The organism is Pseudomonas sp. NMS19W (genome assembly GCF_051554255.1).
GTDB lineage: Bacteria > Pseudomonadota > Gammaproteobacteria > Pseudomonadales > Pseudomonadaceae > Aquipseudomonas > Aquipseudomonas kribbensis.
In genome coordinates this window covers 3,124,759-3,148,613 of record NZ_CP136718.1, presented here as the reverse complement: position 1 = coordinate 3,148,613, position 23,855 = coordinate 3,124,759, and the positions used below count along the sequence as shown (strand labels likewise).

21 protein-coding genes and 2 pseudogenes are annotated in these 23,855 nt (G+C 61.8%); 18 read left to right on the top strand and 5 right to left on the bottom strand.

Features of this window, described 5'->3' with window-relative positions:
* Positions 1-5: 5 nt before the first annotated feature.
* The 5 genes from R1A29_RS14245 to R1A29_RS14225 all read right to left on the bottom strand — a co-directional run bounded on the left by R1A29_RS14245 (position 6) and on the right by R1A29_RS14225 (position 4,899).
* Positions 6-752: an SDR family NAD(P)-dependent oxidoreductase gene (locus tag R1A29_RS14245; RefSeq protein WP_305832900.1), complete on the bottom strand. Its 747-nt coding sequence runs from the start codon at positions 750-752 to the stop codon at positions 6-8.
* A gap of 100 nt (positions 753-852) precedes the next feature.
* The gene (locus tag R1A29_RS14240; RefSeq protein ID WP_438301947.1) at positions 853-1,938 is read right to left on the bottom strand and encodes a 2Fe-2S iron-sulfur cluster-binding protein; all 1,086 of its coding nucleotides are present in this window, start codon (positions 1,936-1,938) and stop codon (positions 853-855) included.
* Positions 1,939-1,951: 13 nt separating this feature from the next.
* Complete coding sequence (locus R1A29_RS14235) at positions 1,952-2,707, bottom strand: glucose 1-dehydrogenase (RefSeq protein WP_438301946.1); 756 nt, start codon at positions 2,705-2,707, stop codon at positions 1,952-1,954.
* Positions 2,695-4,374: an FAD-binding protein gene (locus R1A29_RS14230; RefSeq protein WP_438301945.1), complete on the bottom strand. Its 1,680-nt coding sequence runs from the start codon at positions 4,372-4,374 to the stop codon at positions 2,695-2,697. Before R1A29_RS14230 ends, R1A29_RS14235 begins: the two co-directional genes overlap by 13 nt.
* Before the next feature lie 9 nt (positions 4,375-4,383).
* Positions 4,384-4,899, bottom strand: coding sequence for a flavin reductase family protein (locus R1A29_RS14225; RefSeq protein WP_438301944.1), 516 nt, complete (start codon positions 4,897-4,899; stop codon positions 4,384-4,386).
* Between the two features lie 257 nt (positions 4,900-5,156).
* Between R1A29_RS14225 and R1A29_RS14220 the strand changes: the two genes are divergently transcribed.
* The 18 genes and pseudogenes from R1A29_RS14220 to R1A29_RS14135 all read left to right on the top strand — a co-directional run bounded on the left by R1A29_RS14220 (position 5,157) and on the right by R1A29_RS14135 (position 23,787).
* Positions 5,157-6,341 (top strand): flavin-dependent monooxygenase, encoded by a 1,185-nt coding sequence (locus R1A29_RS14220; RefSeq protein WP_438301943.1) that lies wholly within the window; start codon positions 5,157-5,159, stop codon positions 6,339-6,341.
* A gap of 124 nt (positions 6,342-6,465) precedes the next feature.
* Complete coding sequence (locus R1A29_RS14215; protein ID WP_438301942.1) at positions 6,466-7,587, top strand: LLM class flavin-dependent oxidoreductase; 1,122 nt, start codon at positions 6,466-6,468, stop codon at positions 7,585-7,587.
* A 402-nt stretch (positions 7,588-7,989) separates the two neighbouring features.
* The gene (locus R1A29_RS14210) at positions 7,990-8,886 is read left to right on the top strand and encodes a VOC family protein (protein ID WP_438301941.1); all 897 of its coding nucleotides are present in this window, start codon (positions 7,990-7,992) and stop codon (positions 8,884-8,886) included.
* An 11-nt stretch (positions 8,887-8,897) separates the two neighbouring features.
* Positions 8,898-9,779: a CoA transferase subunit A gene (locus R1A29_RS14205; RefSeq protein WP_438301940.1), complete on the top strand. Its 882-nt coding sequence runs from the start codon at positions 8,898-8,900 to the stop codon at positions 9,777-9,779.
* Positions 9,780-9,792: 13 nt separating this feature from the next.
* On the top strand, positions 9,793-10,587 hold the full coding sequence (locus R1A29_RS14200) for a CoA-transferase subunit beta (protein WP_438301939.1): 795 nt from the start codon (positions 9,793-9,795) through the stop codon (positions 10,585-10,587).
* Positions 10,588-10,611: 24 nt separating this feature from the next.
* Positions 10,612-11,484: an enoyl-CoA hydratase gene (locus R1A29_RS14195; RefSeq protein WP_438301938.1), complete on the top strand. Its 873-nt coding sequence runs from the start codon at positions 10,612-10,614 to the stop codon at positions 11,482-11,484.
* 2 nt (positions 11,485-11,486) lie between these two features.
* The gene (locus tag R1A29_RS14190; RefSeq protein WP_438301937.1) at positions 11,487-12,554 is read left to right on the top strand and encodes an NAD(P)H-dependent flavin oxidoreductase; all 1,068 of its coding nucleotides are present in this window, start codon (positions 11,487-11,489) and stop codon (positions 12,552-12,554) included.
* Between the two features lie 11 nt (positions 12,555-12,565).
* Complete coding sequence (locus R1A29_RS14185; protein WP_438301936.1) at positions 12,566-13,321, top strand: enoyl-CoA hydratase family protein; 756 nt, start codon at positions 12,566-12,568, stop codon at positions 13,319-13,321.
* A 10-nt stretch (positions 13,322-13,331) separates the two neighbouring features.
* Positions 13,332-14,498: an acyl-CoA dehydrogenase family protein gene (locus R1A29_RS14180; protein WP_438301935.1), complete on the top strand. Its 1,167-nt coding sequence runs from the start codon at positions 13,332-13,334 to the stop codon at positions 14,496-14,498.
* Positions 14,499-14,508: 10 nt separating this feature from the next.
* Positions 14,509-15,564 carry an acyl-CoA dehydrogenase family protein gene (locus R1A29_RS14175; protein WP_438301934.1) on the top strand — a complete coding sequence of 352 codons (1,056 nt, stop codon included), beginning with the start codon at positions 14,509-14,511 and terminating at the stop codon, positions 15,562-15,564.
* A gap of 24 nt (positions 15,565-15,588) precedes the next feature.
* Entirely contained in the window at positions 15,589-16,737 is a 1,149-nt protein-coding gene (locus R1A29_RS14170) for an acetyl-CoA C-acetyltransferase (RefSeq protein WP_438301933.1), read from the top strand.
* A gap of 25 nt (positions 16,738-16,762) precedes the next feature.
* Positions 16,763-17,638 carry an SDR family oxidoreductase gene (locus R1A29_RS14165; RefSeq protein ID WP_438301932.1) on the top strand — a complete coding sequence of 292 codons (876 nt, stop codon included), beginning with the start codon at positions 16,763-16,765 and terminating at the stop codon, positions 17,636-17,638.
* 281 nt (positions 17,639-17,919) lie between these two features.
* Positions 17,920-18,588, top strand: a complete 669-nt coding sequence (locus tag R1A29_RS14160; protein WP_085709896.1) for a GntR family transcriptional regulator — start codon at positions 17,920-17,922, stop codon at positions 18,586-18,588.
* A 79-nt stretch (positions 18,589-18,667) separates the two neighbouring features.
* Entirely contained in the window at positions 18,668-19,474 is an 807-nt protein-coding gene (locus R1A29_RS14155; protein WP_438301931.1) for an ABC transporter substrate-binding protein, read from the top strand.
* Positions 19,475-19,485: 11 nt separating this feature from the next.
* Positions 19,486-20,259, top strand: coding sequence for an amino acid ABC transporter permease (locus tag R1A29_RS14150; RefSeq protein ID WP_438301930.1), 774 nt, complete (start codon positions 19,486-19,488; stop codon positions 20,257-20,259).
* Positions 20,260-20,261: 2 nt separating this feature from the next.
* Positions 20,262-21,040 (top strand): annotated as a pseudogene (locus R1A29_RS14145) (amino acid ABC transporter ATP-binding protein).
* Between the two features lie 20 nt (positions 21,041-21,060).
* Entirely contained in the window at positions 21,061-22,152 is a 1,092-nt protein-coding gene (locus R1A29_RS14140; protein ID WP_438301929.1) for a polyamine ABC transporter substrate-binding protein, read from the top strand.
* Between the two features lie 25 nt (positions 22,153-22,177).
* Positions 22,178-23,787: pseudogene (locus R1A29_RS14135) on the top strand (gamma-glutamyltransferase family protein).
* The last annotated feature ends 68 nt before the right edge of the window (positions 23,788-23,855 follow it).

Genomic DNA, 23,855 nt, shown 5'->3' with positions numbered 1-23,855 from the left:
GAAAATCAGGCGGCGGGCGGGGCGAAGCGGCGGCCGGCAGAGAAACCGCCGTCCACGGCGATCATCTGGCCGCTGACAAAGGACGCTTCGTCCGAGGCCAGGAACAGCGCGACGTTGGCCACTTCTTCCGGTTGCCCGGAGCGATTGAGCATATGTTGCGAGGCGAAGAACGCGTGGAAGGCTTCGTGCTCGCGGACCATGCTGGTCATCGGGGTTTCGATCAGGCCGGGGCACAGGCCGTTGACGCGAATATTGGCATAACCGAAGTCGATCGCCATCGAGCGCGTCAACTGGTTGATGCCGCCCTTGGACACGTTGTACGCGACGTTGCCGTCGCAACCCTGCAGGCCGAAGATCGAGCCGATGTTGATGATCGAGCCGCTGCGCCGGGGCTCCATCGATGCCAGCGCATATTTGCTGGTGAGCATGGTGCCGGTCAGGTTGATGTCCAGCACCCGTTGCCAGTTGGCGGTGCTGGTCTGGGTGACGCTGCCCTGGTCGGCGACGCCGGCCGCGTTGACCAGTACATCGATGTGGCCGAAATGGTTGATGACTTCCTGCATGACCTGTTGCACCTGCGCTTCATCGCGCACATCCAGGGTCATGAACAGGCCCGGAAAGTCCGCCGGGGCGTTGCCGATGTCCAGGCCGACAACCTGCGCGCCTTCGGCGGCAAAGCGCCGCACGCAGGCCAGGCCGATCCCCGATGCGCCGCCGGTAACCACCGCGACCTTGTTTTGCAAACGAGCCATAACTGCACCTCTTTTATTGTTTTTGGGCCAATGGGCTGGCCGAGTCTAACTGCAGATCGCGTCCGGGAGATCGTCCGTTGAGACTATTGTCGACGGGCGCTCAATCCGGGAACTTCAAGCGCACCCGTGCGCCGCTCGGGCGGCTCTGGCAGGCCAGGGTCCAGCCTTCGGCCATCTCTCTGGGGCTCAGCACGTCGTTGCGGGCCATCCGGGTTTCGCCTTCCTCGACCACGCACATGCAGGCACCGCAAAAACCTTCTTCGCAGGAGGAAGGCACATCGAGGCCGGCGGCCTTGCAGCTTTGCAGCAGGGTGTCGCCGGGCTGGCAGGCAATTTCGTGTTGCTGGCCGTCGAGCACGATCACCAGCGATTCACAGCGCGAGCCGAGGGAGGCTTGCCGGGCGGCGGCGTCTTCAGCCAGCAATTCGTCGGGATCGGGCGGGGAGACGAAGCGCTCGACGTGGATGCGTTCAGCGGCTTCGCCGAGTTCCAGCAAGGTCCGTTCGACGGTGTCCATGAACGGACCCGGGCCGCAGATGAAGTAATCGCCGCCGGCAGACCCTTTCAGCAAATGGCGCACCTGGTCGGCGGTCAGGAAACCTTGCACCGAATCCAGCGCGTGCAGCACTTGCAGTTGTTCCGGATGGGTCTGGGCCAGTTGCCGCAGCTCATCCTTGAAAATCACCGACGCTTCATCGCGATTGGCGTAGACCAACTTGATCGGCCGCCGGCTGCGTTGCAGCGTCGATTTGAGAATGGAAAACACCGGGGTGATGCCCGATCCACCGCCGAACAGTACCAAGGGTTTGTCGTCATCCGGCTGATGCTCATCGAGGCAGAAATGCCCGGCCGGCGGCAGCACGTCCAGCCAGTCACCGACCTGCACTTCGTTCATCCGGTTCGACACCCGGCCGCCTTCGACCCGTTTCACCGTGACCTTGGGGCGCTCATCGATCAGCGGCGAACTGGCCATGGAATAGCAACGGGTCAGCAGCTTGCCGGCACAGGGCACGCGAAACGTCAGGAACTGCCCCGGTTTGTAGGCAAAGCGCTCACGCAGGTCTGGCGGGATGTCCAGCACCAGCGAGCGGGCATCGGCGGTTTCATCAATCACCGCGCACACTTGCAAGGAATGACTGGTTGCCGTGGCCTGGGCCGGTGTCAGGTTCTGTTGTTGCGTGCCCATGTTCACCTCGGCCTCAGAGCCCGCTGATCAATTGGGCGTTGTCGACGCGGATCTCGGCACCGTTGACGAAACGCGACTCGTCGGTGGCGAGGAACAGCACCACATTGGCGATATCGGCCGGCGCGCACATGCGGTTCATCGGGTCCTGATCGAGGTCTTGCTGGTTGATCGCCACGCCACCGGTGAGGGCCTGGGTCATCGGCGTGTTGACGCCGTCCGGGTGCACGCTGTTGCAGCGAATGCGGTAACCCTGCTGTTTGCAGTGCAGGGCAATCGAGCGGGTCATCGCCGCCACCGCGCCCTTGGATGCCGAATAGGCGCAGAACATCGGCATCGCGCCCAGTGCGGCTACCGACGACATGTTGATGATCGAACCGCCACCGGTTTCCTTCATCGCCTGGATCGCGTACTTGCAGCCGAGGAAGTAGCCGTCGCCGTTGATTTTCTGCACCTTCTGCCACAGCTCCAGCGTGGTGTCTTCGATGCTGCCCAACGCCAGGATGGCGGCGTTGTTGACCAGCACGTCGAGGCGGCCGAAGTGTTCCAGGGTGGTCTTGATCACGTTCTGCCAGTCGCTTTCGCTGGCGATGTCGTGACGGATGAACAGCGCGTTGCTGCCGATTTGCGCGGCCACTTCACGGCCGGCACTTTCATTGAGATCGGTCAGCACCACCTTGGCGCCTTCGCGGGCCAGCAGCAGGGCGTCTTCGCGACCGATGCCGCTGGCGGCGCCGGTGATGATGCAGACTTTGCCTTCTACACGTTGCATTGTTGTTCTCCTGAGCGTGTGGTTTGAGCAGCAAGTTGTTCGGCTATGTGGGCGGCGGCGCGCCGGCCGGAATAAATGCAATCGGCCAGGGACAGGCCCGAGACATACAGATTGGAAGCGACCCCGACCGCGTTGCGCCCGGCGCTGTACAGGCCGGCAATCGGCTGGTCGGCGTGGTTCAGCACCTGACCGCTGATTTCGCAGACTTTCAGCCCGCCGAGGGTGATGACGGGGCAGGGGAAGAGGCGGCTGGCGAAGGACAGGTCGAGGGCGTACCACGGGCCTTGGTCCATGTCGGCGAGCATCGCTTGCGATTTGCCGAACGGATCGACGATGTCTCCGCGAGCGGCGCGGCTGTAGGTGTTTACGGTGCGTTGCAGGTTTTCGGACGGTAATCCGCAACGCTTGGCCAGATCCGCAAGGCTGCGGCTGCGTCTGGCGTTGAACAGCAGATTGAGCAGCACCGGCAAACGCTGGAAGGCCCAGACTTTGCCGGGGCCGACCTGGCGCAGCGCTTCGCGTACCAGCGCCCGGTCGAGAATCAGAATGGCGCGACCGTCCTGTTCTTCCACCATTGAATGGCCGAGGGTCGCGCCGTAGATTTCTTCGTTGGCGTAACGCTCGCCGCGCGCATTGACGATCAGGCCCCGGGCCCAGGCCAGCGGCGGGTTGATAAAACGCCAGGCGCTGATTTTGTCCATCCGCGCCACGCGGCCGCCGGCACTCTGGCCCAAGGCAATGCCGCTGCCGTTGCAACCGGTGGTGCCCAGCGGCAGACCGGGCAGATAGCGCGACGCATGCTGACGGACCCATTCACGGTTGAAGATGAAACCGCCGCTGCTCAGCAGCACAGCGTGGTCAGCGCGAATCAACTGGCGTTCGGCACTCGCGAGTTCAATGCGCCGCAAACGAGCGCGTAACCGATCGGCCACTGCCGGCGCGTACATGTGAATCGCCGTGGCCCAGCGTGACAAGCGGGCATGTTGTCTCGCTGCCCGACTTCCCGGTGGCAACTGCCACGCTTCGACGCCGACCACGCGGTCATTGGCATCAATTACCAGACGCCGGACTTCGCACTGGCTGCGCAGGCGTGCGCCGAGGCGCAAGGCGCTGGCTTTCAGTGGGGCAAACAGACTTGCTCCCGACAGGCCGGGGCCTTTGGTGCGGTGACCGCGCGGTGCCGGTTTGGCGACAGCGGCATAGGCCGGGACGGCTTCGTTGCCGGAGTAGTAAAGGTAGAACTGGTCGCTCGGGTAGGACGTCTTGTGCGGCGGCACGCTGGATTCGAATGCCACACCCTGGCGTTCGAGCCAGGCCAGTTGCTCGCAACTGCCTTCACAGAAATCGCGCAGGGTCTGCGGGCTCACGGCCTCGCCGACTTCCTGGCGCAGGTAGTTGAACATCGCGTCGTGGCTATCTTCGTAGCCAGCCTGACGCTGATACGGCGTGCCGCCACCGGCATACACGACGCCGCCGCTGATGGCCGTGGCACCGCCGCCGGCGAAGCGATCGAATGCCAACACCGACAAGCCGCGACTGGCCGCTTCAATCGCCGCGCAGGCACCGGCACCGCCAAAACCGACCACCAGCAAATCGCAGCGATCGTCCCAGTCCAACTGCTCGCCGCTGTTCACGCGCAATGGCGACAACTGTTGTTGAGCGTCCATGGCCAGGCCTCAACCTGCAGCAGCTAAAGCAGAGGCCGGGTTGGCGGTGGTGGTGTAGCTGCCGTCGAGGTAGACCAGCGGGGTGATGGCGTCGCTGGTGTGGATTTGCAGGATGCGCCCGATGAACACGGTGTGGGTGCCATAGCTGAAGTGGCCGTCCTGACGGCAGAGGATCGCTGACTGGGCGTCACTCAGATACGGAATGCCGCCGGGACTGGTCAGCCAGTTGCCCTGATCGAAGCGCGCCTCGCCCTTGATCGAACCGCTGCAGCGATGGGCCAGACCTTGTTGTTCGATGCCGAGGATGTTCACGCAGAAGTCCGCGCCGGTGGCCAGCGCCGCGTGGGAAGAGGCGGTCTTGTTCACGCAGATCAGCAGCGACGGCGGCTCGGTACTGAGGGAATCCACCGCCGTGGCGGCCATGGCGAAACGCTCGGAGCCGTTGCTGGTACTGATGATGGTGACTGACTTGGCCAGACGGCGCATGGCCTGGAGCATGTCGGCTTTCAGATTGTCGTCGTTCATCGCACTCGTCCTGTGGTTGTACTGGAGTGCGATGGATTTTTGCGCTGGCGTGCCCGTGCAGCATCGTCCGAGGGGACTAGGCCTTTGGGTAGTCCGCGTACGTGCCTCGGATCATCAGCGACATGGTCCGTTTGAGGGATGCCCGGCGCTTTTCACATTGTTTGAATGCCGCACAGGAGGCAGACACCGCAAGTGCGGCACGTGCCTCGCTGCACGCGCGCCCCGGCGGACGGGGTGAACAATGGAGAACAATAAAAATGCTCAACCAAGACCTGATTCGCCAGCGTCTGAGCCAGCGTGCCCGCGAGCTGGTACCGATTCTGCGTGAGCGCGCCCTCGACGCTGCGCACGCCGGCCAGTTGCCGGAACAGACCCTGAAGGATTTTCAGGACGCGGGGTTCTTTCGCATCCTGCAACCGTCACGCTGGGAAGGCTATGAACTGGAACCCAAGGATTTCTTCGAAGTGCAGATGACCCTCGCCGAAGGCTGCATGTCTTCGGCCTGGGTGCTTGGCGTCGTGGCGATTCATAACTGGCAGATGGCGCTGTTTGACGACCGTGCGGCGCAGGATGTCTGGGGCAATGACTCCAGCGTGCTGATTTCTTCTTCCTATATGCCGGTGGGCAAGGTCGAACGGGTGGAGGGCGGTTTCAAACTCAGTGGGCGCTGGGGGTTCTCGTCCGGCAGCAAGCATTGCGAATGGGCGTTTCTCGGGGCTCTGGTCCCGGCGGAGGAGGCCGGAGGCGCGCCGGATTACCGGACGTTCCTGGTGCCGCGCAGTGACTATCAAATCGTCGATAACTGGAACGTCATGGGGCTGGAAGCCACCGGTTCTCACGACATCCGGGTGGAGAACGCCTTCGTTCCCGAATACCGCACCCATCGCGCGTTCGACGGTTTCATGCAGAACAGCCCCGGAAATGCGGTGAACACCGCGCCGCTGTTTCGCCTGCCGTTCGGGCAGATTTTCGTGCGAGCCGTGTCGTCGGCAGCCATCGGTGCGCTGCAAGGCGCGGTGGATCAGTTTATCGAACACAACCGTGCGCGGGTCGGGGTCAACGATGGACGCAAGATGGTCCAGGACCCGGCGGCGCAATCGGCGCTGGCCAACGCCATGGTCTGTGTCGACGAATGCAAGACCGTGCTCTATCGCAACTTCGCCTTGATGCTGGAGCGGGCGCAAAAAGCCGAGCCGCTGAGCATGCCCGAGCGAGTGAAGATGCGTTACGACTCGGCATTGGTGGCCGACAAATGCGCGAAAGCGGTGGGCGAGCTGATGTTCAACAGCGGCGCCTCGACGATTTTCCGCAGCCACCCGATCAACCGCGCGTTCCGCGACATTCACACCGGTCGCGCCCATGTCGCCAACAGCCCGGCGAAGTACGCCTGGAACCTCGGCGCCGTGAGCATGGGCCAGGACAGCAACGACTTTTTCCTCTGACCGCACTGCGCTGAATCGGCTAGTCCGTTTGCAGGATTCCGGCGCCCGGGCTTTCCCTGAGCATGAGCGCCAAGGCGTCGCTCACCCGCGCCGGTTGCGCATCCAACAAGTACAAGGATCAACCATGAAATTTTCCCTGATTTACGAAGCCCAGACGGTGGATTCCAGCCGTGAAGGCGATCGCAAGATTTTCGAAGACACCGTCGAGCAGGCCGTGCTGGCCGACAAACTGGGCTTCGATACGTTCTGGTGCGTGGAGCACACCGCACTGAGCAACTACTCGCACATGTCTGCGCCGGAAACCATGTTGGCGTTCGTCGCCGGCAAGACCGAGCGCATCGGCATCGGCCACGGCGTGGTCTGCCTGCCGCCGGCGATGAACCACCCGGTGAAAGTCGCCGAACGCATCGCCACCCTCGACCTGCTGTCCAAGGGCCGGGTGCATTTTGGCGTCGGCAAGGGCGGCACCCAGCAGGAGGCCGGCACCTTCGGCTATGACCTGACGACGTTGCAGCCGCAGATCGACGAGATGATGTACCTGATCCCGAAAATGTTCGTGTTCGATGAGATCGAGCATCAGGGCGATTTTGTGCAGATCCCGAAACGGCCGATCCACCCCAAGCCTTATCAGGATCCGCACCCGCCGATGTACCTGGCCTGCACCAACACCGAATCGCTGAACAAGGCCGGCAGTCGCGGCATGGGCGCACTGGTGCTGGGTTTTGGCGGCCCGGAAGAAATCGCCAAGAAGGTCGAGGTCTATCACCAGGCCTGGGACAACCGGGACGTGAAACATCAGGTGGGCTTCCGTCCCAACCGTCATATCGCGGCGTTGTGCCCGGCAATCGTGCTGGAAAACAACGAAGAAGCGCGGCGTATCGGCATCCGTGGCCAGCGTTATTTCATGGAGTCGCTGGGTTACTGGTACGGCGGCGGCGAGCGTCCGGACCCGGAAAAGTGGAAGGACGACACCTTTGTCGATGGCAACGGGCAGAGCGTGATCAAGTCGCGGTTTGCCTCGGAAGAGGTCAGCGTCGATTTCTCCGACCCGACCATGGCGATGATGAACCCGAACCATGCTTACGGCACTGTTGAGGATTGCATTGGCTATGTGCAGCGGTTGATCGATGCGGGCGCCGACGAGATTCTGTTTATCTGCCAGATGGGTACGGTGCCGCAGTGGGCGCAGTTGGAGACGTTGAAGAATATTGGGGAGAAGGTGATTCCGCATTTTCGTAAGGGTTGAAATTGATTTGTATCGGACGGCCAGCCCTCACCCCAGCCCTCTCCCGGAGGGAGAGGGGGCCGACCGTGCTGTCTTGCGTCATACATCGACCTGGAAAACCGTGTCGATTATGGATTCAGTAAAACACTTCAGGTCGATGTACCTCTTCAACATCCCCCAATCGGTCCCCTCTCCCCCCGGGAGAGGGCTAGGGTGAGGGGCGCTTTTAAGGGCTGGAACGGAATCCGGCCCCCATTTCCAACGGGTCCCCAAGGCCCGTTTTTTTATGCCTTCGTTGCGCATGTGCGCTAGTCCCATTGGACGATGTTTCCCCCCGGCGAACCCGTTTGAATAGGCCTCAATACAGTCTCCCCGGCAATCGCCGTCGGGCGGCTCGGCCTGAGAACAACGAGGAGTGCATCCATGGATATCCGTGGTCTGGGTTACGTCACCCTGTTATCCAGCGATCTGGCGCAGTGGCGGCAGTACGCAAGTCAGGTGCTCGGCATGATGGTGGCCGGCAGCGATGACGATGAGCGCCTGTACCTGAAAATGGACGAGCGCCACCACCGGATTCTGGTGGAGAAAAGCACCGAGAACGGCTTCGGCGCCTGCGGTTGGGAAGTGTCGGGTAAAGCGGCGCTGGAGCAGGCCGTCATCGAGCTGGAACGCGCCGATGTGCAAGTTACCCGTGGCACCGAGGCTCAGGCCCGGGACCGCAAAGTCCAGGAACTGGTGCACTTCAGCGATCCGGACGGCAACCGCCACGAACTGTTCTGGGGCCCGTTGCAGGACTTCGCGCGCTTCGTTTCACCGGTCGGCGTGAAGGGCTTCGTCACCAATGAACTGGGCATGGGCCATGTGGTGCTGCCGGCGCCGAGCTTCGACCGTTGCCGGGATTTCTACGAACAGGTGCTCGGTTTCGGCCTCTCGGACCTGATGAAAGTCCGCTTCACACCGGACCCGGCCGAGCCGCAAAAACGCATTCACTTCCTGCATTGCAATAACGGCCGCCACCATTCGCTGGCGATTTTCGAATGCCCGATGCCTTACGGTTGCGTGCACATGATGGTCGAGGTCAACGCCCTGGATGAAGTCGGCCGGGCCCTCGACCGGGTACAGGCCAACGGCGTGAAAATGTCCGCCACTCTTGGCCAGCACACCAATGACCAGATGATCTCGTTCTACATCAAGACCCCGTCCGGGTTTGACCTGGAGTACGGCTGCGATGGCCTGGTGGTCGACTGGGACCAGCACACCCCGTTCGAAAGCACCGTGGTCAGCCACTGGGGCCATGACTTCAGTGTCGGTCGCCAATGAGGAATACGACGATGGACAAGCGAATGACCACGGCCGAAATGGTCGGCCAGCTGCGTGACGGCATGACCATCGGCATTGGTGGCTGGGGTCCGCGACGCAAGCCCATGGCACTGGTGCGGGAGATTCTGCGTTCCGACCTTAAGGACCTGACCGTGGTCGCCTATGGCGGCGCGGACGTCGGCATGCTCTGCGCGGCCGGCAAGATCCGCAAACTGGTGTTTGCCTTCGTGTCACTGGATTTCATTCCACTGGAACCGTACTTCCGCAAGGCGCGGCAGGACGCGGCACTGCAAGTGATGGAAATCGATGAAGGCATGCTCCTGCTCGGCCTGCGTGCCGCTGCGATGAAGGTGCCGTTCATTCCGACTGCCGTGGGGTTGGGCACCGATGTGCTGAAGCACAATCCGCAAATCAAGTTGATCGACTCGCCTTATGCCGACAACAAGCAATGGGTCGCCATGCCGGCACTCAAGCTCGATGCGGCGCTGATTCACGTCGACCGCGCCGATGCGCGTGGCGTGTGCCAGATCAGCGGTCCCGACCACTACATGGACGACTTGCTCGTCCGGGCCGCGACCCACAGCTACGTGACCTGCGACGAGCTGGTCGACAGCGACTACTTCCATGCCGATCCGGCGCGGGCGCATCAGGTGTTCTGGGAACGCAATCTGACCACTGCCGTGGCCCACGTGCCAGGCAGTGCGCACCCGTCTTCCTGCGCGCCGCTGTACGGCTTCGATGTCGCGCACTTCAAGGCCTACAACGCGTCGGCCCAGGCTGGCGAGGGTTGGCAGGACTACGTCCGCGACTATGTCGACTGCACCCACGAACAGTACCTGGACAAGGTCGGCGGCCTGAACGCCATCCGCAAGCTTCCTTTGCCGGTCTACTAAGCGAGCCTGAGACATGACGACTTCTGCAACGACTTACAGCCTCGCCGAGCTGATGATCTGCGCCGCTTCCGAAGCCTGGCGCGATGACGGCGAGGTGCTCGCCACCGGGATCGGGGTGATTCCGCGACTGGCCGCTTCATTGAGCATGCTGACCAGCAATCCGCAGCTGCTGATGACTGATTCCGAAGCCTACATGGTCGCCGAGCCGGTGCCACTGGGTGCACGCAACGGCTACGAGCCAAAGCGCGACAGCTGGATGGGCTTCTCGCGGATTTTCGACAACGTCTGGAGCGGCAAGCGCCACGCTCTGGTGGGCCCGACGCAAATCGACCGCTTCGGCCAGGCGAACATTTCCTGCATCGGTGATTACGCCAAACCCAAGGCACAAATGCTCGGCGTGCGTGGTTTTCCCGGCAACTCGATCAGCCATGCCAACTCCTTCTGCGTGCCCAGCCACAACCGTCGGGTGTTCGTCGAAGGCGAGGTCGATATGGTCGCCTCGGTCGGCTACAACCCGGCGCGTCTGGCCCGGGGCTGGTCGCTGGACGAGATTGATATCCGCCTGATCGTCACCGACCTGTGCGTGATGGACTTTCTCGGCCCGCAACGACAAGTGCGGATTCGTTCGCTGCACCCCGGCGTGACCGTGGAGCAGGTGCAGGACAACACCGGGTTCGAGCTGCATGTGCCGCAGGATTGCCCGACGACAGCGGCACCCACCGCCGCGCAGCTGCAACTGATCGAGCGTCTGGACCCGCACAACCTGCGCGCCAGCCAGCTCAAAGACAACCCGCCGGGCCAGCGCTGAGTCGCACCGTTTCGGAGAAAAGTGATGGCTGAACATAACGATAATAATGCCGCCGACGTGGTGCTCTACGAGGTACGCGGGGAGGTGGCGCTGGTCACCATGAATCGCCCCGAGTACCACAATGCCCAGAACTCGCAGATGACCTACGCGCTGGACGCGGCGTTTCGCCGTGCCTGCGATGACGACGAGGTGAAAGTCATCGTGCTGCGCGGGGCCGGCAAGCACTTTTCCGCCGGGCATGACATCGGTACGCCGGGGCGGGACGTTCACAAGACGTTCGACCGCGCGAGCCTCTGGTACGACCACACCAACAAACCCGGTGGCGAGTTTCTCTACGCCCGGGAGCAGGAAGTCTATCTGGGCATGTGCCGGCGCTGGCGCGACATGCCCAAGCCGACCATCGCCATGGTCCAGGGCGCGTGCATTGCCGGCGGGTTGATGCTGGCGTGGGTCTGCGACCTGATTGTGGCGAGCGAGGATGCGTACTTCGCCGATCCGGTGGTGCGCATGGGCATTCCCGGGGTCGAGTATTTCGCCCATGTGCATGAACTCAATCCGCGTATCGCCAAGGAATTTCTGTTCCTCGGCGAACGCATGCCGGCGGCGCGCGCCTACCAGATGGGCATGCTCAATCGGGTGGTGGCTCGCGAGTCCCTCGAACAGGAAACCCTCGACATCGCCGGGCGCATCGCCCAGATGCCACGCCTGGGCCTGCAATTGAGCAAACAGGCGGTGAACAACGCCGAGGACCTGATGGGCAAGCGCGCGACCATGGACATGGTCTTCGGCCTGCACCATTTCGCCCATGCCCACAATGAACTGGTGTCCGGCGACCGGCTCGGCGGCTACGACGCCAAGGCCATGGCCAGCTCGCAACGCTCCACAGGTGGGGCGTGAATATGGCGATCTCGTTGAATACCCGGCTGACCGAGTTGCTCGGCTGTCGTTATCCGATCATCCAGACCGCCATGGGCTGGGTAGCTGACCCGAAACTGGTCGCCGCCACGAGCAACGCCGGCGCCTTCGGTTTTCTCGCCGGCGCGACCATCGAGCCGCAGCACATGGAGGCGGCGATCCTTGAAACCCGACGCCTGACGGATCAGCCATTCGGGGTCAACTTCCATATGTACCAGCCCAACGCCGACGAGATTGTCGAGTTGGTGCTGCGCCACAAGGTGCGGGCGGTCAGCTATAGCCGTTCTCCCGGTAAGCAGATGATCCAGCGCCTGAAGAATGCCGGTGTGGTGTGCATTCCCACGGTCGGCGCGCTGAAACACGCGCAGAAAGCCGTGGAAATGGGCGCCGATGCCGTGACCGTACAGGGCGGCGAGGGCGGGGGGCATACCGGTTCGGTGCCGACGTCGTTGCTGCTCGATCAAGTGGTCAATGCGGTGTCGGTTCCGGTGGTGGCGGCCGGTGGCTTCAAGGACGGCAGGGGACTGGTGTCGGCCCTGGCCTACGGCGCCGAAGGTATCGCCATGGGCACGCGGTTTCTGATGTGTGCCGAAAGCCCGGTGCCGGCGCAGACCCTGGCGCGTTATCTGGCAATCAAGGACCCGGCGGCGATCATCGTCAGCCGAGCCATCGACGGCATGCCGCAACGGATGATCCGCAACGAACTGCTCGACCGACTGGAAACCAGCGGCGTGTTCAAACGCTGGGTGCTGGCGGTGCGCAGCGGTCTTGCTTACCGCCGCCACAGCGGCATGAGTTTGACTCAGTTGCTTTCCAGCGCTCTGAAAATGCGCAGCAACGGAGACCTGACTGCCGCGCAAAGCATCATGGCCGCCAACGCGCCGATGGTCATTCAGAAAGCCATGGTCGACGGGCTGCCGGCCGAAGGTGTGTTGCCTTCGGGGCAGGTCGCGGCCTCCATCGACAGCCTGCCGAGCTGTGCCCAATTGATCGAGCAGATCGTTCGTGACGCGGAATTGCGTCTGGACGAACTCTGCCGTCGCGTGTCGTGAAAGGAAAAAATATGCAGCCATTCAGCGTCAGTATCGATAACGGCATTGCCGAGCTGGTGTTCAACCAGCCGCCGGTCAACGCCTTCAATTGCCGGACCTGGGCCGATATCGCCCGTGAAATCGAAGGCCTGGGCACCGACAACCGGGTGCGGGTCATCGTGATCCGCGCCGAAGGTCGCGGCTTCTGCGCCGGGGTCGACATCAAGGAACTGGCCGCCGACGGCAACCTGATCGTGGCGGTCAACAAGGGCAACTACGACAGCTTCAAGGCCATTCACCGCAACCCGAAACCGGTAATCGTGGCGGTGCACGGTTTTGTGCTCGGCGGTGGCATCGGACTTTGCGGCGCCGCCGACATTGTCGTGGCCTCCGAGTGCGCCACTTTTGGCGTTCCGGAAGTTGACCGTGGCGCCATGGGCGGTGGCGCGCATTTGCAGCGGCTGTTTCCGGTGCAGAAGGTCCGGCACATGTATTTCACCGGCGAGCCGATCAACGCGACCGAAGCCTGGCGCCTCGGGGCGGTGGAACGTGTGGTCAAGCGCGAAGACTTGCGTGAAACGGCATTGCAGATCGCCCGCACCATCGCCGCCAAGAGCCCGGCCATGATCAGCCTCGCCAAAGAAGCACTGAACGGCATCGAGGACGGCAATCTGGAAGACAAGTATCGCTGGGAGCAGGGCTTCACGCTTGAAGCCTATCGCTCACTGGATTCACAGGAAGCACGGGACTCGTTTATCGAGAAACGTGATGCCCGGTTCAACGGCTGAAGGTGCGCACATGGATCTGACTTATACCCCGGCCCAACAGGCCTTCCGCGCCGAAGCGCGCGCGTGGCTGACGGCCAACGTGCCGCGCGAGCCGCTGCAATCATTCGACACCGAACAAGGTTTTGCTCAACACCGGGCTTGGGAAAACCGCCTCAACGACGGGCGCTGGGGCATGGTGACCTGGCCGGTGGAGCTGGGCGGGCGCGGTTGCGACTTGATCGAGTGGCTGATTTTCGAGGAGGAGTACTACCACGCCGAGGCGCCTGCGCGGGTCAATCAGAACGGCATTTTCCTGCTCGGCCCGACGTTGATGGAATACGGCAGCGAAGCCCAGAAAGCGCGCTTTCTGCCGCGCATGGCCACCGGGGAAGACATCTGGGCCCAGGCCTGGTCCGAGCCGGGAGCGGGTTCCGACATGGCGGCGATCCGTTCTCGGGCCGAACGGGTCGGCGACCACTACGTCATCAACGGCCAGAAGACCTGGTCTACCCGCGCCGTATGGGCCGACTGGGTGTTCGGGATCTTCCGCACCGATCCGAACTCGCAGCGTCATCATGGCCTGACGTTCATTCTTCTGCCGCTGGATACGCCGGGGATTACGGTACGGCCGATTCCTCAGCTCAACGGTTTGCCGGGCTTCGCCGAAATCTTCTTCGACGACGTCAAGGTGCCGGTGGAAAACGCCTTGGGTGGCGAGGGCATGGGCTGGCATGTGGCGATGTCCACCGCCGGTTTCGAGCGCGGCTTGCTGCTGCGTTCGCCTGCACGCTTCCAGGAAACGGCGCGGCGTCTGGTGCAGTTGTATCAGGCCAATCGCGAGCAGGCCGACCGTGACCCGGCGATTGGTGAGGCGGTAATGCGCGCCTGGCTGGACGCCGAGGCCTACACCCTCAACACCTACCGCACCGCCTCGCAACTGGTGCAGGGCGGCAAGATCGGGCCGGAATCCTCGACCAACAAAATCTTCTGGTCGGAACTCGATCAGCGCATGCACGACACCGCCATGAGCATCCTCGGCCTGCGTGGCGAGCTGCTGCCCGAAGCCCCGGCGGCGGGCGATGTCGGCCACTGGCTGGAAGGTTTTCTGTTTGCCCAGGCCGGGCCGATCTACGCCGGCACCAACGAGATCCAGCGCAACATCATTGCCGAACGCATGCTCGGCATGCCGCGTGCTTGAGGAAGAGACCATGGACTTTAATTTCAGCCGCGACCAACTGCTGTTCCAGGACAACGTCAGGCATTTTCTGATCAACGAGGTGACGCCGGAACGTATTCGCGAACTCTGGCAGACCGACAGCGGGCGCAGCGATGAACTATGGGGGCAATTGGTCGAACTGGGGCTGACTGCACTCACCGTTCCCGAAGCGTTTGGCGGAATGGGCATGAACGAACTGGACTTCGTGCTGCTCGCTCAGGAATGCGGGTATGCAGGATTGCCCGAGCCGTTGGTGGAAACGATGCTGGTGGGCGTGCCGCTGCTCGCCGGACTTGATGAGCGCCACGGGGCACTCAAGCAGGACTGGCTCGGGCGCATCGCGGAAGGCAGCGCTCGACTGGCGGTTGCCGAACCGGGTAATCCGCTGGTCAGCGATGCCCATGTCGCCGATTTGCTGTTGCTGGCCCATGGCGATGAGGTGCATGCGGTGGAACCGGGTGCGGTGCAGTTGACCCGCAACGTGTCGGTTGATCCGGCTCGGCAGTTGTTCCAGGTCTCCTGGACTCCGTCGCCGGCGACCTGCGTGGCCTCCGGCGAACAGGGGCAGCGACTGTGGGCGGAGGCGGTTGATCGTGGCGCGCTGGGCAGTGCTGCGCAGATGCTGGGGCTGGCCAAACGCATGGTCGATCTTGCGGTGGACTACACCTTCGAGCGCAAACAGTTCGGCAAACCGGTGGGGTCGTTTCAGGCCGTCAAGCATTTGATGGCGAATGTCGCGGTGCAGATCGAGTTCGCCAAGGGGCCGCTGTATCGCGCGGCCTGTTCCGTCGCCGAGCAGTTGCCGAACCGCTCGGTGCTGGTGTCCCACGCCAAACTGGCGACCTCCGAGGCCGCGATGCTGGCGGCGAAAAACACCATTCAGGCCCACGGCGCCATGGGCTACACGTGGGAAGTCGATCTACATCTGTTCATGAAGCGTGCCTGGGCGCTGGACAAGGTCTGGGGGGATCGTGGCGCTCACAAAGAGCGCATCCGTACAGCCTTGTTCGACGGACGTTGCGCACTGGGTGCCGGTCAGACGTTCTGACGGCAACACTTACCGAGAAAAATCATGCCTGAAGCTTATATTGTCGACGCCCTGCGCACGCCTACCGGGCGGCGCAAGGGTGGTTTGAGCCATATTCACGCGGCCGATCTGGGCGCTCACGTCTTGCGCGCGCTGGTCGAACGCAACGGCATTCCCGATGAGGATTACGACGACGTGATCTTTGGCTGCGTCGATACGATCGGCCCGCTGGCCGGAGACATTGCGCGCACCAGTTGGCTGGCTGCCGGACTGTCGCAATCCGTGCCTGGCACCACGATTGATCGCCAGTGCGGCTCGTCCCAGCAAGCGGTGCACTTTGCCGCGCAAGCGGTGATGAGTGGCACCCAGGATGTGGTCATCGCCGGCGGCGTGCAGACCATGACGCAGATCCCGATTTCCTCCGCCATGATCGCGGCCGAGCCTTTGGGCTTCAGTGATCCGTTCAGCGGCTCCGAAGGTTGGGTACGGCGCTACGGTGCGCAACCGCCGACGCAGTTTCGTTCGGCGCAGATAATTGCCGAGAAGTGGGGATTGTCTCGCGAGCAACTGGAAGCGTATTCGCTGGAGTCCCATCAACGGGCATTGCGCGCCATTGAGGAAGGACGGTTCCTGCGGGAAATCGTGCCGCTGGCAGACGTGGTTCACGATGAAACGCCGCGTCAGACCAGCCTGGCGAAAATGGCCGAACTGGATTTTCTGTTTGGCTGCGACCGGGTGACGGCGGCGGTGTCCAGTCAGACCTGCGATGCGGCGAGCGCGATGCTGATCGTTTCCGAAGCGGCGCTCAAACGCTATGGACTGACGCCGCGTGCGCGAATCCACCACCTCAGCGTGCGCGCCGAAGACCCGATCTGGATGCTGACGGCGCCGATTCCGGCCACGGCTTATGCATTGAAGCGCGCCGGCATGAAGCTCGAAGACATTGATCGGGTGGAGATCAACGAAGCCTTTGCCTCCGTCGCCATGGCCTGGCTGAAAGAAACCGGCTATCCCCACGAACAGACCAACGTCAACGGCGGCGCGATCGCCCTCGGCCACCCGTTGGGCGCCACCGGCACGCGCTTGATGTGCAGCCTGCTGCATGAACTGGAGCGCAGCGGTGGCCGCTTCGGTTTGCAGACCATGTGCGAAGGCGGCGGGCAGGCCAACGTGACCATCATCGAACGTTTGTGAATGAAGTTTTGAAGGGAGCAGCACCATGCAGATCTGTAAAAACCGCGTCGTGATCATTACCGGCGCCGGGGGAGGGCTGGGGAGGGCGTATGCGCTGGCGTTCGCCGCCGAGGGCGCGAAAGTGCTGGTCAACGACATCAACCGTGAGGCCGCACTGGCGGTGGTGGATGCCATCGAGTCCCAGGGCGGTATGGCGGTGGCCAACAGCAACGACATCACCCGTTATGACGATGCGGCGTTGATTGTGCGCCAGGCGATCGAGACCTTTGGCGGGCTGGACGTGGTGGTCAACAACGCCGGCATCTGCCGTGATCGCATGTTCACCAGCCTGAGCGAATCCGACTGGGATGCGGTGATGGCGGTGCACCTCAAAGGGCATTTCTGCATTTCCAGCCACGCTGCGCGTTACTGGCGTGAGCAGGTAAAGGCTGGCCAGACCGTGAGCGGGCGGATCATCAACACCAGCTCCGGAGCGGGTTTGCAGGGCTCAATCGGTCAGTCCAACTACGCCGCAGCCAAGGCCGGCATCGCTGCGCTGACACTGGTGCAAGCCGCGGAACTGGGGCGCTATGGGATTACCGTCAACGCCCTGGCCCCGGCGGCGCGTACCGGCATGACCGAAGAGGTGTTTGCCGACGTCATGAAAAAACCGGAAGAGGGCTTCGACTACTTTGCACCGGAGAACGTCGCGCCGTTGGTGGTGTGGCTCGGCTCGCAGGAATCCGCAGAGGTGAACGGGCAGATGTTTGAAGTGGAAGGCGGCAAGCTGTCAATTGCCGATGGCTGGCGTCGCGGGCCGGAACTGGACAGGCGGGGCCGTTGGGCCGTGGGTGAAGTCGGCGGGGCGGTCGCGCAACTGCTGAACCGGGCGGTGCCGGCTGCGAAGGTGTATGGCAGCTGAGATTCGATTCCTGGCACTCGTCTGCTGTTATGGCAGGCGAGTGTGCTGCCGTTTTCCATGGGTGTTACTCAGCTACCGTTCTGCACCTTTTCCGGGCTCGCAATGAGCCAATAGGTAGCAAATCCCGATCTTTGTGCCGGCAATTGTGATGGTTGTGCACGGCGAATTTTCTCCTTAATTCATTCGAATCAAACGCTTAGCGCTGTGCAGCAGGTTTTGGCACGCATTCTGCTTTTATGTATCCGTGGATAATTGGATACAAAAAGACAAAAGGTGCCGCCATGCAATTCGCTCCCGCCTACGATCAGCGCCAACCGATGACCGCCGAGGAGGAGGCCTACAACTTTCTTCTGGAAGGCATCTGCGGCGGCCGTTACCGCAAGGGTGACCGGTTGATCGCCGAGGACATCGCCGGCGAAATCGGCATGAGCCGGATGCCTGTGCGTGAAGCCTTTCGACGTCTCGATGCACAGGGGCTGGTGACGCTAAGGCCCAATCGCGGTGCGATTGTCAGCGGTCTGGATGTCGAGGAAATGCACGAGGTCTTCGAGATGCGCAGCGCGCTGGAAGGGCTGGCGATTCGAGTCGCCGTGCCGAAGATCGGCGAGCGTCAGTTGACGGCCCTGGAACGACTGCTCGATGAAATGGATGACTACCGCGACGAGAGTGCGGCCTGGGTTAGCCGTCATCGCAAGTTCCATGAATACCTGTGCAGCCTCAGCGGACGACCGCGTCTGGTGAAACAGATCAGCGCGCTTTACTCGCTGATCGAAGCTCCCATGCGCCTTTGGCTACAACACGGTGAAAAGCCGTTGAGTGCACGCGAGGAACACGTGGTGATCCTTGATGCGATTCGCGCCGGTGATGCGGTCAAGGCTGAAGCGGTGGTGCGCGAGCACATCGAAGGCACGGTCCCCGAACTGATCAAGTTTCTGCAATCGGAACGATAACCACAGAGCGGGCAACGAACCCGCCGATGTTTTGACTTTGAGTACTGCCCTGTTACTAACCGAACTGGAGTGTCTGGTCATGCATACGTCTCGCCTGTTGTTGGCTGCAATTTCCCTAGGGCTCTTTACGCAGTGGGCGGTTGCCGCACCCACCGTGCCGGAACGCTTGCTCAAGGTCGACAAACTCACCTATTGCTCGGGCATGGATTCGCCGCCTCTGGTTTCCTTCGATGAAGCGCAAAAGCCCAAGGGCCTGACCGTGGATCTGGGCCTGGAAGTCGCCAAACGTCTGGGGGACAAGAAAGTCGAGTGGCGGGTGATCCCGTTCTCCGGATTGCTGCCGGCCTTGCTGGCCAAGCAGTGCGACATGATCGTCGACCAGTTGTTCGACAAGCCCGAGCGCCGCGAGGTGATCGACATCGTCAACTACATGTATTCCAGCCAGGCGGTGGTAGTGCCCAAGGGCAATCCGAAGGGGCTCAAGACGCTGCCCGATCTCAGCGGGCACAAGATCGCGGTGCTCAATGGTTCGACCATCAAGACCTTGCTCGACACCGAGAATGAAAACTTGACCAAGGCCGGCAAGCCACCGATGAAACTGGTGGTCTACAACACCGACACCGATGCATTCCAGGCGCTGCGCATCAGTCAGGTCGACGCTTACGGCACCACGGTGGAAACCGCTGGATATTACGCCGCCATGGCCCCGGATCTGTTCGAGGAGGGCGTTCCAGCCTTCAGCCGGATCCTCACCGGCCTGGGCATTCGCAAGGACGATCCGCAATTGAGCGCCGCCGTGCAGCAAGTGGTCACCGACATGCGCAGCGATGGCAGCTACAACCAGCTCCTGAGTAAATGGCACGTCTCCAGCGACACCCTTGATTGAGGTAGGCGTTGATGAATTTCAATTGGGATGTGTTCTGGCAGTACCTGTTGCAGCCCAGCGGGGTCTACCTCACCGGGCTCTGGCTGACGTGCCTGATCAGTGTGCTGGCCATGTTATTGGGTTGTGTTTTGGGATTGGCGGCGGCGTTGCTGCGTTTATCGAAGAGCCCGTTGCTGCATCTGCCGGTGCGCTTTTATGTGTGGTTGATGCGCGGGACGCCCTTGCTGGTGCAGATCGTCTTTCTCTACACGGCGCTGGCGGCGGGCGGGATTTTCCGCTTCGAAGACATTGAGCTGTTCGGTCTGGTGGTCCCCGGCAATATCCAGGCTGCGATCATCGCACTGGGCCTGAACGAAGGCGCGTACATGGCCGAGATCATTCGTGCCGGTATCGGTGCCGTCGACAAGGGGCAATATGAGGCCGGGCGTTCCCTGGGCATGACCTTCGCCAAACTGATGCGGCGGATTGTCTTGCCGCAGGCGTTTCGGGTCATCGTGCCGCCGCTGGGCAACGAGTTCAACGTGATGCTTAAAAACACCACGCTGGTCAGTGTGATCGGTGTGCAGGAGCTGCTGCTCAGCACACAGATGGTGACTTCGGCGACTTTCCGCGTGTTCGAGTTGTACCTCGTGGTGGCGATCTATTTCCTGTTGCTCACCACGCTTTGGGGCTTCTTCCAGCGCTGGCTGGAGACACGTTTCGGCCAGTCGGACCGACCTTCGTCGCCGCCGGCATCCAGCCGGATGTTCGGTCGCAGCACGCTGAAACTGCTGAGGGGACGTTAAGCATGGCGCATCACAGTGACGAACTGATCATCGAAGCGATGAACATTCACAAGTCGTTCGGCAACCTCGAAATTCTCAAGGGCATTTCCCTGCAAGTCCGGCGCGGTGAAGTGGTGGTGCTGATCGGCGCCTCGGGGTCGGGCAAAACCACGTTTATCCGCTGCATCAATTTGCTGGAAGACATTCAGTCCGGGCAGATCCGCGTCAACGGCCAGTCCATGGGCTATCGCACCAAGGCCGATGGCAGCCTGGTGCGGGATTCGAGCGCAACATCGCCCGTCAGCGGCGGGACATCGGCATGGTGTTCCAGCGCTTCAACCTGTTCCCGCACATGACCGCGCTGGAAAACATCATCGAAGCACCGATTCAGGTGTTGGGTGTGCCGCGCAAAGCGGCGGAGGAACAGGCGCGGGCACTGCTCAAGCGTGTCGGATTGGCCGAGAAGGCCAACCATTACCCGTCGATGCTTTCCGGTGGCCAACAGCAGCGGGTGGCGATTGCCCGGGCCCTGGCCATGAAACCCCAGGCGATGCTGTTCGACGAACCCACCAGTGCCCTGGACCCGGAAACCGTCGGTGAGGTTCTGCAGGTGATGAAGGAACTGGCGGAGGAGGGCATGACGATGGTGGTGGTCACCCATGAAATGGGTTTTGCCCGTGAGGTCGCCAACCGTGTGGTGGTACTCGACCAGGGTGAACTGATCGAGCAGGGACCGCCGGAACAGATTTTCAGTCACCCCACTCATCCCCGTACCCAAGTCTTTCTCAGCCGCGTGCTGTGAGACCCACAAGGATATTGACGATGCGTTTATCGAGCGTGTTTGCGGCCCTGTGCTGCGCTGCGGTGGTGCCCTTTACTCAGGCTGCCGACCCGGTGGTGAAGGTCTACAACTGGTCCGACTACATCGGCCCTGACACCCTGAAGAACTTCGAAAAAGACAGCGCCATCAAGGTGCAGTACGACATCTTCGACACCAATGAAATGCTCGAGGCCAAGCTGCTTTCCGGGCACTCGGGGTATGACGTGGTGGTGCCTTCCAGCCAGTTTCTGTCCAAGCAGATCCGGGCCGGTGCCTATCAGCCGCTGCAGCGAGAGTTGCTGGATAACTGGAAGCACCTCGACCCGCGCTTGATGCAGCGTCTGGAAGCGGCCGACCCGGGCAATCGTTATGCCGTGCCTTATATGTGGGGCACCGTGGGCATCGGCTACAACGAGGAGAAGGTTCGCGCGGTGCTGGGCAAGGACGTGCCGCTGGATTCCTGGGCCATGGTGTTCGATCCGCAGAACCTTTCCAGGCTTAAAAGCTGCGGCGTGGCCTTTCTCGATGCGCCGGTAAAGATCATTCCTCAAGCCATGCTTTATCTCGGGCTGGACCCCAACAGCGTCAAGCCGGACGACTACAAGCAGGCGTCGAAACTGCTGATGACCTTGCGGCCGTCGGTGACCTACTTCAACTCATCGAAGTACACCGCGGACCTGGCCAATGGCGATATCTGTGTGGCGATCGGTTACTCCGGCGACGTGATGCAGGCCCAGACCCGGGCTCGCGAGGCCGGGAAAAACATCGATATCCGCTACGTCATTCCCAAGGAAGGCGTGAACCTGTGGTTCGACATGCTGGCGATCCCCAAGGATGCCGGCAACGTGGCCAACGCTCATGCGGTGATCAACTATCTGCTGCGACCCGAGGTGATTGCGTCGGTCAGTGACTATGTCGGGTATGCGAACCCGAACAAGGACGCCACGCCGTTGATGGACCCCAAGGTCAGCGGCAACCCGGGGATTTACCCGGGCGATGAGGTGATCAGTCACACCTTTGTCTCCGCCGATCTGCCGGAAAACATCCAGCGCCTGATGACCCGCGAATGGAACCGGATCAAGTCCGGCCAATGAATCCTTGTTTTGAAGAGTCTTTGCCATGCTGAATTTTTCTGCTCACGAGTATCCGTATCCGTCGCAACGCCAAAGCGTGTTTGCCCGTCGAGGAATGGTGGCGGCGTCCCAGCCGCTGGCCGCTCAGGCCGGTATCGAGATGATGCAAAAGGGTGGCAATGCGATCGACGCTGCCATCGCCACGGCTGCGGCGCTGACCGTGGTCGAGCCTACGGGTTGCGGTCTTGGCGGTGATGCTTTTGCTCTGGTCTGGTTCAAGGATCAGTTGCATGGACTCAATGCCAACGGCCATGCGCCGGCAGCTTTGAGCATCGAAACGGTCAAGGCGGTCGGTCATGAACAAATGCCGCTGTATGGCTGGACGCCGGTGACGGTGCCCGGCTGTCCATCGGCGTGGGCTGAGCTTTCTCAACGTTTTGGCGTGTTGCCGTTCGCTGACTTGCTGCAACCGGCGATCAGCCTGGCGCGGGATGGTTTTCCGCTGTCGCCAGTGGTTGCCCATCAGTGGCAGATTGCTTTGGACGAATTCAGTCCCCATCGCGACGAGGTGCTGGACGCGTGGTTCGACACCTTTCTGATTGAGGGCAGGGCGCCGGGGGCAGGGGAGCTGTTTCGCAATCCGGCACAAGCGCGGACGCTTGAAGAGTTGGCGCAGAGCCGCTGCGAGAGTTTGTATCGTGGCGCATTGGCCCAACGGCTGGATGCTCATTCGCGGGTGACTGGCGGATACCTGCGAGCCACGGATCTGGAACATTACCGTGCACAGTGGGTGGAGCCGATCCACGTCAACTATCGCGGTGTGGATGTCTGGGAAATCCCGCCAAGCGGCCAGGGTCTGGTTGCGTTGATGGCGCTGAAGATTCTTGAAGGTTTCGACTTTGATCATCGTGACAGCCAACAGACTTGGCATCGTCAGCTGGAGGCCATGAAACTGGCCTACAGCGATGGTTTGCACTACATCACCGATCCACTGCACATGCGCGTGGCGGTGGCCGATCTGTTGAGTGATGACTACAGTGCACGGCGTCGCGGGCAGATTGGCGATAAAGCCCAGCCACCCAAGCCTGGCGATCCTCACTCCAGCGGTACCGTGTATCTGGCGACGGCCGATGGGCAAGGCAACATGGTGTCGTTCATCCAGAGCAATTACCACGGCTTTGGTTCGGGTGTGGTGCTGCCCGACAGTGGCATTGCCCTGCAGAACCGAGGGCAGGAATTCAGCCTTGATCCGGAACATGCCAACCGCCTGGCGCCGGGCAAGAAGACGTTTCATACGATTATTCCGGGGTTCCTGACCAAGGACGGAAAGGCACTTGGACCGTTTGGTGTGATGGGTGGGTACATGCAGCCTCAGGGGCATGTGCAGATGGTCATGAATCTGGTGGATTTCGGGCTGAACCCGCAGTCGGCGCTGGACGCTCCGCGCTGGCAATGGTTGGGGGGATGAAGGTGGGGATCGAGCAGGGAGCTTCGAGGGATCTGGCCAATGCCTTGATGCGCCGGGGGCATGAGGTGCAGATCGCCTGTGATCTGACGGATTACGGCCGGGGGCAGATCATTCTTCGTGATCCGGTCAGTGGCGTGTTGTGTGGCGGGACTGAGCCGAGGGCGGATTCGCATATTGCGGTTTGGTAAGTCAAAAGTAGAAGTGCAGCGAATGTCTTCGAATGTGAGGCTATTAATAGGTTAACTACACTAAATGA

Bases quoted from the DNA above. Each gene is read 5' to 3' on its own strand.
- R1A29_RS14245 (WP_305832900.1), bottom strand. From the start codon at position 752: ATGGCTCGTTTGCAAAACAAGGTCGCGGTGGTTACCGGCGGCGCATCG.
- R1A29_RS14200 (WP_438301939.1), top strand. From the start codon at position 9,793: ATGACGACTTCTGCAACGACTTACAGCCTCGCCGAGCTGATGATCTGC.
- R1A29_RS14220 (WP_438301943.1), top strand. From the start codon at position 5,157: ATGCTCAACCAAGACCTGATTCGCCAGCGTCTGAGCCAGCGTGCCCGC.
- R1A29_RS14155 (WP_438301931.1), top strand. From the start codon at position 18,668: ATGCATACGTCTCGCCTGTTGTTGGCTGCAATTTCCCTAGGGCTCTTT.
- R1A29_RS14215 (WP_438301942.1), top strand. From the start codon at position 6,466: ATGAAATTTTCCCTGATTTACGAAGCCCAGACGGTGGATTCCAGCCGT.
- R1A29_RS14205 (WP_438301940.1), top strand. From the start codon at position 8,898: ATGGACAAGCGAATGACCACGGCCGAAATGGTCGGCCAGCTGCGTGAC.
- R1A29_RS14230 (WP_438301945.1), bottom strand. From the start codon at position 4,374: ATGGACGCTCAACAACAGTTGTCGCCATTGCGCGTGAACAGCGGCGAG.
- R1A29_RS14195 (WP_438301938.1), top strand. From the start codon at position 10,612: ATGGCTGAACATAACGATAATAATGCCGCCGACGTGGTGCTCTACGAG.
- R1A29_RS14175 (WP_438301934.1), top strand. From the start codon at position 14,509: ATGGACTTTAATTTCAGCCGCGACCAACTGCTGTTCCAGGACAACGTC.
- R1A29_RS14225 (WP_438301944.1), bottom strand. From the start codon at position 4,899: ATGAACGACGACAATCTGAAAGCCGACATGCTCCAGGCCATGCGCCGT.
- R1A29_RS14140 (WP_438301929.1), top strand. From the start codon at position 21,061: ATGCGTTTATCGAGCGTGTTTGCGGCCCTGTGCTGCGCTGCGGTGGTG.
- R1A29_RS14180 (WP_438301935.1), top strand. From the start codon at position 13,332: ATGGATCTGACTTATACCCCGGCCCAACAGGCCTTCCGCGCCGAAGCG.
- R1A29_RS14235 (WP_438301946.1), bottom strand. From the start codon at position 2,707: ATGCAACGTGTAGAAGGCAAAGTCTGCATCATCACCGGCGCCGCCAGC.
- R1A29_RS14190 (WP_438301937.1), top strand. From the start codon at position 11,487: ATGGCGATCTCGTTGAATACCCGGCTGACCGAGTTGCTCGGCTGTCGT.
- R1A29_RS14160 (WP_085709896.1), top strand. From the start codon at position 17,920: ATGCAATTCGCTCCCGCCTACGATCAGCGCCAACCGATGACCGCCGAG.
- R1A29_RS14170 (WP_438301933.1), top strand. From the start codon at position 15,589: ATGCCTGAAGCTTATATTGTCGACGCCCTGCGCACGCCTACCGGGCGG.
- R1A29_RS14240 (WP_438301947.1), bottom strand. From the start codon at position 1,938: ATGGGCACGCAACAACAGAACCTGACACCGGCCCAGGCCACGGCAACC.
- R1A29_RS14210 (WP_438301941.1), top strand. From the start codon at position 7,990: ATGGATATCCGTGGTCTGGGTTACGTCACCCTGTTATCCAGCGATCTG.
- R1A29_RS14150 (WP_438301930.1), top strand. From the start codon at position 19,486: ATGAATTTCAATTGGGATGTGTTCTGGCAGTACCTGTTGCAGCCCAGC.
- R1A29_RS14165 (WP_438301932.1), top strand. From the start codon at position 16,763: ATGCAGATCTGTAAAAACCGCGTCGTGATCATTACCGGCGCCGGGGGA.
- R1A29_RS14185 (WP_438301936.1), top strand. From the start codon at position 12,566: ATGCAGCCATTCAGCGTCAGTATCGATAACGGCATTGCCGAGCTGGTG.